Below are 6,770 nucleotides of genomic sequence, written 5' to 3'. Positions count from 1 at the left end.
CGCCGGGCGCGAGGTCACGCCGGGCGCGAGGTCTCGCCGGGCGCGAGGTCACGCCGGGCGCGAGGTCACGCCGGGCGCGGGGTCACGCCGGGCGCGGGGTCACGCCGGGCGCGGGGTCACGCTGGGAGGCGGGGTCACGCTGGGGCGGGGTCACGCTGGGGGCGGGGACGGCGAAGGCCCCGCCGGAGCGGGGCCTTCGCCAAGCGGTCTGGGGGACGGGCGCGAGCGCGCGTTCCGAGGAGCGCCTCCGGCAGCGCCGAGGTCAGATGGTCGCCTCGGCCTCCGCCGGCCAGCTCATCCTGATCTGGACGCCCTTCGGGGTGGTGGCGATCTCCACGTCGTCGGCGAGCCCGGCGATGACCGCCAGGCCGAGTTCGGCAGTGCCCTCGCCCAGATCGAAGTCCAGGTCGTCCTCGTCGGGCCGGGCCGGCGGCCCGCCCGCCGCGTCGTCCCCGGGCACGGCGTCGCTCACCGTGACCTCGAAGCGGCGGCCCGCCCCGGTCAGCTCGAGCCGGACGGGCTCGTCCGGGCAGTGCAGGCGGTGCGCCTCCACGGCCCGCGAGCACGCCTCGCCGACCGCCAGCCTCACCTCGTCGAGCAGCGCCTCGGCGACGCCGCTGCGGCGGGCCACCGCGGTCACGATCAGCCGGGCGGTCCGGACGTGGACGGGCAGCGCACTGAAGGAGAGTTCAACGGTCGCCATCGTGGTGTCAGGCCGCCTACTTCGCGCCCTTGCGCTTCTCCTCGGCCTCGGCGATCGAGTCGTGGATGCCGAAGACCTTGGTCAACCCCGTGATCCGGAAGATCTTGAGGATGCGCTCCTGGGTGCAGACCAGCTCCAGCGAGCCGTCGTGCGCGCGGACCCGCTTCAGCCCGCCGACCAGGACGCCGAGGCCGGTCGAGTCCAGGAACTCGACCTTCTCCATGTCCACGAGCAGGTGGAACTTGCCCTTGTTGACCAGGTCGATGAGCTTCTCGCGAAGCTTCGGCGCCGTGTAGACGTCGATCTCGCCCTCCACGTTGATGACGGTGAGGCCATCGTCGGTGGTGTAGTCGTTCACCTTCAGGTCCACAAATCCTCCAGCGCCGTGCAGCACAATCCGATCCCGCCCTCCGGGCTCCGCGGCGGCGGCCCGGGCGGCGAGACATCGCCGTGATTCAACCACGCTCCGGCGCGGCGCACGCACGTTATCGACCAGTCGGGCGAAAGTTCGCGCCGTCCCGTCTGACCTGCTGATCCACAGATGAGCACAGGGGGAACGGGCCCACCGGCGCCGGGGCGTTCCCGTTGTTTTGCCCCGGCTGGCAAACTGAAAACCTGATGGCCGCCCAAAGATCTTCAACCCCTCTCGACCGGCTGCTCGCCGACCCGTCGCGGCGGGACCGCATCACCCATGTGGAGCGTGTTCCCGCACGTGAGGGCCGCCGTGCACCGTGGCCGTCATGGTCGCCCCCGCTGCTCGTGGACCGGCTGGCCGCCGCCGGGATCGAGGCCCCGTGGGAGCACCAGGCCGCCGCCGCGGAGCACGCCCGCGCCGGCCGCTCTGTGATCATCGCCACAGGAACCGCGTCCGGAAAGTCCCTCGCCTACCTGCTGCCCTCCATCGAGGCGATCTATGCGGGCGAGGACGACCACCGCCGCGAGGGGACGATCCTCTACCTGTCGCCGACGAAGGCGCTGGCCGCCGACCAGCTCCGCGCGCTGCGCGCCCTGCGGCTCACCCGCGTCCGCGCCGCGACCTACGACGGCGACACCCCCCGCGACGACCGCTCCTGGGTCCGCCAGCACGCCAACTACGTGCTGACCAACCCCGACATGCTGCACCGATCGATCCTGCCCGGGCACTCCCGCTGGTCGTCGTTCCTGCGCCGCCTCCGCTACGTCATCGTGGACGAGGCCCACGGATACCGCGGGGTCTTCGGCTCGCACGTCGCGCAGGTCCTGCGCCGCCTCCGCCGCGTCTGCGCCCGGTACCACGCCGACCCCACCTTCATCCTGGCGTCCGCCACCACGTCCGAGCCCGCGTCCACCGCGTCCCGCCTCACCGGCCTCGACGTCGTCGCCGTCGACGACGACGCCTCGCCCCGCGGGCCGGCCACGTTCGCGCTGTGGGAACCGCCCCTCACCGACCTGCGCGGCGAGCAGGGCGCCCCCGTCCGCCGCACCGCCACCGCCGAGGCCGGCGACCTCCTCGCCGACCTCGTCGTCGAGGGCGTCCAGACCCTCGCGTTCGTCCGGTCCCGGCGCGGCGCCGAGTCCGTCGCGCTCGGCGCGAAACGCGCGCTCCACGAGGTCGCGCCCGCCCTCGCCGAGCAGGTCGCCGCCTACCGCGCCGGCTACCTCCCCGAGGAGCGCCGCGCCCTCGAAGCCGCGCTGCGCTCCCGCTCCATCGTGGGCCTGGCCAGCACGAACGCCCTCGAACTCGGGGTGGACGTGTCCGGGCTCGACGCCGTCCTCGTCTGCGGCTGGCCCGGCACCCGCGCGTCGCTCTGGCAGCAGGCCGGACGCGCCGGACGGTCCGGGCAGGCCGCCCTGTCCGTCCTCGTCGCCCGCGACGACCCCCTCGACACCTTCCTCGTCCACCACCCCGAGGCGATCTTCGGGACGCCGGTCGAGGCGACCGTCCTCGACCCCGACAACCCGTACGTCCTCGAACCGCACCTGTGCGCCGCCGCGTCCGAACTCCCCCTCACCGAGGACGACGCCGCGCTCTTCGGGCCGTCCACCGCCGACCTGCTGCCCGACCTCGTCCGCCGCGGGTTCCTGCGCCGCCGCCCCAACGGCTGGTACTGGACGCGCCGCGACAAGGCGTGCGACCTCGCCGACATCCGCGGCGCGGGCGGAGCGCCCGTCCAGGTCGTCGAGACCGCCACCGGACGCCTGCTCGGCACCGTCGACGAGGCGTCCGCGCACACCACCGTCCACGACGGCGCCGTCTACATCCACCAGGGCGACTCGTTCATCGTCCAGACCCTCGACCTGGACGACTCCGTCGCGCTCGTCGAGGCCGCCGACCCCGACTACTCCACCACCGCGCGCGACGTCACCGACATCACCATCGCCGAGACGCTCCGCTCCACCTCCTGGGGCGACGCGACCCTCTGCTACGGCACCGTCGACGTCACCAGCCAGGTCGTCGCCTACCAGATGCGCCGCGTCCAGACCGGTGAGATGCTCGGCGAGAAGCCCCTGGACCTGCCGCCCCGCACCCTGCGCACCCGCGCCGTCTGGTGGACGCTGTCCGAACCGCAGGTCGACGCCCTCGGCGACCTCGACCTCGCGGGCGCCGCGCACGCCGCCGAGCACGCCTCCATCGGCCTGCTCCCGCTCTACGCCACCTGCGACCGGTGGGACATCGGCGGCGTCTCCACCGCCGTCCACCCCGACACGGGCCTGCTCACCGTCTTCGTCTACGACGGGCACGAGGGCGGCGCCGGCTTCGCCGAACGCGGCTACGCCGACGCGGCCGCCTGGCTCCGCGCCACCCGCGACGCGATCGCCTCCTGCGAGTGCGACTCCGGCTGCCCGTCCTGCATCCAGTCCCCCAAGTGCGGCAACGGCAACGACCCGCTCGACAAGCAGGGTGCCCTGACCCTCCTGGCCGTCCTCCTGCAAGCCGCCCCCTGACCGCACGCCCGCACACGTCGACGCGACGGCCGGAAATGGGCAGCGCCTACCCTCTACCGCCTAGTTCGGTGCGACGCGCTGCGCGGGGACGGACGGCTGCTCGTCGAGCCCGCGGCGGGCCTGCGCCAGCGCCTGCTGAAGCTTGCGGCGTTCGAGCTCCAGCGTCTGCAGCGACTCCTCGTGCTCGTCCCGCAGATCCCGCAGCTCCCTGCGGATGTTCATGCTGCGCCGGAATCCGAGGGCGGCGATCCCCGCGCCCGCCATGAACACGATGGCGACGACGACGCCCGCCAGGAACAGCTGCCACTGCTCCGTGACGCCGGGCACCTCGTGCCCGAACGCGGTCACGTGGACCTCGCCGGTGTTGCCCAGGATGACGGCCACGGCCGCGGCGATGGCGGCGAGCGTGACGACCAACCCCAGAATGATCATGCGGAGGGTCTCCTCTCCAGTGCCGGACAATGCGGGGGAATCCGACTGGCAAGGCAGCCTAGACCGTTCTCAATCCCCGTCCAAGACCACACCTGACTCCCCCGCCCCACCGCATCGTCGATGCGCCCCCCTGCCGCCCACCCGCGTCGTGGCCGGTCGATGGGGCGAGAGGAGCTACTTGCGGCGACGTCCGCGGCCGGAGGAACGGCGCTTGCCCGGGGCCTTCCCGGAGGACGGCCTGGCGATCTGGACGTCCACGCCGCCCGACTTGCCCAGCGCCCCGGGACGCCGCGCGGCCCTGCTCTTCGGCTTCGCCTTCGACGCCTTGGCCGCCGACGCTCCGCCGAGGACCCTCGTGTCACCGGCGCGGGCACCCGCGACCGCCTTCACGGACCCCGTCTTGGCGATGGCCTCGGCGCGGGCGATCCGCTCGCGGGCGCTCTTGACGCGCTTGCGCCCGGTCCCGCCGCGCGCGATCCGCGCGGCCGTCCCGAGGCTGTTCGATCCGGCCTGGGCGACGCGCAGCCGCCGCGTCCACGTACCGAGGTGGGCCGCGACGATCAGCAGGACCAGCGCGATCCCGACGCTCTTGCCCCACTGCAGCCGGTCGGTCGCCGCGACGTTCACGGCCTTCGGCGCGTCCGTCGCGATCTGCGGCGCGGGGTAGGTGAGGCCGGGCGTCGCGCCGTCGGGCTGGACGGACGGCAGCGTGACCGGCGACTCGTTGTTGAACGGCGTCAGCGGGGTGGACGTGCTCGGTCCGGTGGTCCCGGTCGGCAGCGACGGCGCGGAACCGGTCGGCAGGCTCCCGGTGGCGCCGCCCGCCACGGCACTGGCCGTCGCGGGGGACGAGAACAGCGAGCCGCCCGTCCCGGTCGACCGCCGGGCCCGCACGCCCACGGAGACCGTCCCGCTCGACCGCGTCAGCGACAGCCTGGCGGAGCAGCTCGTCCCGGAGCAGAGCGAACCCATCGACCCGGACTTCGAGCCGACCCCGGACCCCGACAGGGAGTAGCCGAGCAGGTCGTCCTCATAGCCGCGGTTCCACTTCACCACGACCTTGCCGCCGGACACGCTCGCGGAGACGCCGGTCGGCGCGGCGGGCGCGATCCGCACGGTGAAGGTGTTGGAGTCGTAGACCTGGTTGGTGATCGAGCCCTTGAGGTAGACCTTGTACTTGCCGTTGCGGCGCAGCTCGAGCGGGGCGGACAGGTCGCCGGCCCAGCTGCTCTCCTTGAGGAACGTGTCGCCGATCCCGGGACCGTCGACGCGCAGCTGCATCTTCAGCGCGAAGTCGTAGTGCGCCTTCACGGTGACGCTCGTCCCGCTGGTGATGACGGCGCCGTTCGCGGGGCTGATCACCGCCGTCGTCGCGGCGTTCGCGGGCAACGCCCCGAGAACCGGGATGCTCATCGCAAGGGGAGCCGCGAGCGCGACTGCACCGATCCTGCGAATGATGGTCACGGCCTCAATCCCTTCGACAGCGTTCTGCATCTCCACCCGCCGAGGACGACGCTCGCGGGGCGCACTGTGCCGAGTGATGACTATGGGCTCAGGGCAGCGTAACGTACCGGACGGTAGGAAAAATCACAGGAAGATGACAAAGAGGTCGCGGATACCGGGTCCACCTCACGCACCTCCCTATTGACACTCAGTGCAACGAGTCGCGCCGGGTCAGGTTACGCCCTCTGACCCCACGGGGCCAGCCCGGGCCCTCGAACGGACGCGGACGGCACCGCCCCCGAGCGGCACTCGCAGCGCCACCGTCACCTCGACATCGACGACCTCGCCGCGGACCCGGCACCGCACCAGCCGCGCCCCGGACCTCGCCGCGACCTCGCGCGCCCTCCCGCACACGTCCGCCGCCCCGTCCGCCACCCGCGCCGCACCGGCCAGCGCGGCGAGGTCCGCCGCCGCGTCCCCCCGATGCCGCGCCGCCCGTACCCCACCGACCCCGACGGCCGCCACACCACCAACCCAGATGACGGCCATGAACGCCACCACCCAAACAGTCCCCGCCCCCCGATCACACCCCCAAACCCCCCGACCGCACCTCACACCCCACCCCCTTCCAAAACCAGGCCCCACCAGAACACCCACCAACCTCCCTTCTCCTCGCCCCACCCCTCCTTCCAGGCCCCGCCACCCACGCACCCCTCCCGCAGCACCCGGCCAGTCGCCTTGCCACGCCGTGACACCGAATCCCGCCACGGCCCACCGACTCACCGCGCCCCCGGTCCCGTAGTGGGCGCCTGGTTCCACCACGGCACGCGAGTCCGCCTAGGCACGCCCCCTAGCTGACACGGCAGCCGACTCAACACGACGCCCCAACTCGACACGGCAGCCGACTCAACACGACGCCCCAACTCGACACGACGGCCGACTCGACACGACGTCCCAGCCCAACACCACGGCCGACCCAACACGACGGCCGAGCTCGACACGACGTCCCGGCCCAACACGTTGCGCCCTGCCATGCCTGGGGACGCGGCGGTCGTCACGCCGCGCGGGCGGTCACGCCGCGCGGGCGGTCACGCCGCGCGGGCGGTCACATCGCACGGGCGGTCACATCGCACGGGCGGTCACATCGCACGGGCGGTCACATCGCACGGGCGGTCACATCGCACGGGCGGTCACATCGCACGGGCGGTCACATCGCACGGGCGGTCACATCGCACGGGCGGTCACATCGCACGGGCGGTCACATCGC

The 6,770-nt window shown here is 73.1% G+C and carries 6 protein-coding genes; 1 reads left to right on the top strand and 5 read right to left on the bottom strand.

What is annotated here, in order from left to right:
• Positions 1 to 262: 262 nt before the first annotated feature.
• Together ABT299_RS50840 and ABT299_RS50835 are read right to left on the bottom strand one after the other, a co-directional pair.
• On the bottom strand, positions 263 to 703 hold the full coding sequence (locus ABT299_RS50840; RefSeq protein ID WP_190856078.1) for an ATP-binding protein: 441 nt from the start codon (positions 701 to 703) through the stop codon (positions 263 to 265).
• A 16-nt stretch (positions 704 to 719) separates the two neighbouring features.
• A complete protein-coding gene (locus ABT299_RS50835) occupies positions 720 to 1,073 on the bottom strand; it encodes an STAS domain-containing protein (RefSeq protein WP_021597910.1) in 354 nt (117 codons plus the stop codon).
• Between the two features lie 248 nt (positions 1,074 to 1,321).
• Between ABT299_RS50835 and ABT299_RS50830 the strand changes: the two genes are divergently transcribed.
• The gene (locus tag ABT299_RS50830) at positions 1,322 to 3,628 is read left to right on the top strand and encodes a DEAD/DEAH box helicase (protein WP_387032819.1); all 2,307 of its coding nucleotides are present in this window, start codon (positions 1,322 to 1,324) and stop codon (positions 3,626 to 3,628) included.
• A gap of 60 nt (positions 3,629 to 3,688) precedes the next feature.
• Here the strand turns inward: ABT299_RS50830 and ABT299_RS50825 are convergent, their stop codons facing one another.
• From ABT299_RS50825 to ABT299_RS50815, 3 genes are all read right to left on the bottom strand, one after another.
• Positions 3,689 to 4,060, bottom strand: a complete 372-nt coding sequence (locus ABT299_RS50825; protein WP_387032817.1) for a hypothetical protein — start codon at positions 4,058 to 4,060, stop codon at positions 3,689 to 3,691.
• 174 nt (positions 4,061 to 4,234) lie between these two features.
• Positions 4,235 to 5,524 (bottom strand): hypothetical protein, encoded by a 1,290-nt coding sequence (locus tag ABT299_RS50820; RefSeq protein ID WP_500255255.1) that lies wholly within the window; start codon positions 5,522 to 5,524, stop codon positions 4,235 to 4,237.
• A gap of 210 nt (positions 5,525 to 5,734) precedes the next feature.
• Positions 5,735 to 6,118, bottom strand: a complete 384-nt coding sequence (locus ABT299_RS50815; protein ID WP_500255256.1) for an Rv3654c family TadE-like protein — start codon at positions 6,116 to 6,118, stop codon at positions 5,735 to 5,737.
• Between the last annotated feature and the right edge of the window lie 652 nt (positions 6,119 to 6,770).

Source organism: Spirillospora sp. NPDC000708 (genome assembly GCF_040299565.1).
Taxonomy (GTDB): domain Bacteria; phylum Actinomycetota; class Actinomycetes; order Streptosporangiales; family Streptosporangiaceae; genus Spirillospora.
The sequence above is the reverse complement of the archived record's forward strand: the minus strand, read 5'-3'. Positions and strand labels throughout refer to the sequence as shown.

Bases quoted from the DNA above. Each gene is read 5' to 3' on its own strand.
- ABT299_RS50830 (WP_387032819.1), top strand. From the start codon at position 1,322: ATGGCCGCCCAAAGATCTTCAACCCCTCTCGACCGGCTGCTCGCCGAC.
- ABT299_RS50825 (WP_387032817.1), bottom strand. From the start codon at position 4,060: ATGATCATTCTGGGGTTGGTCGTCACGCTCGCCGCCATCGCCGCGGCC.
- ABT299_RS50840 (WP_190856078.1), bottom strand. From the start codon at position 703: ATGGCGACCGTTGAACTCTCCTTCAGTGCGCTGCCCGTCCACGTCCGG.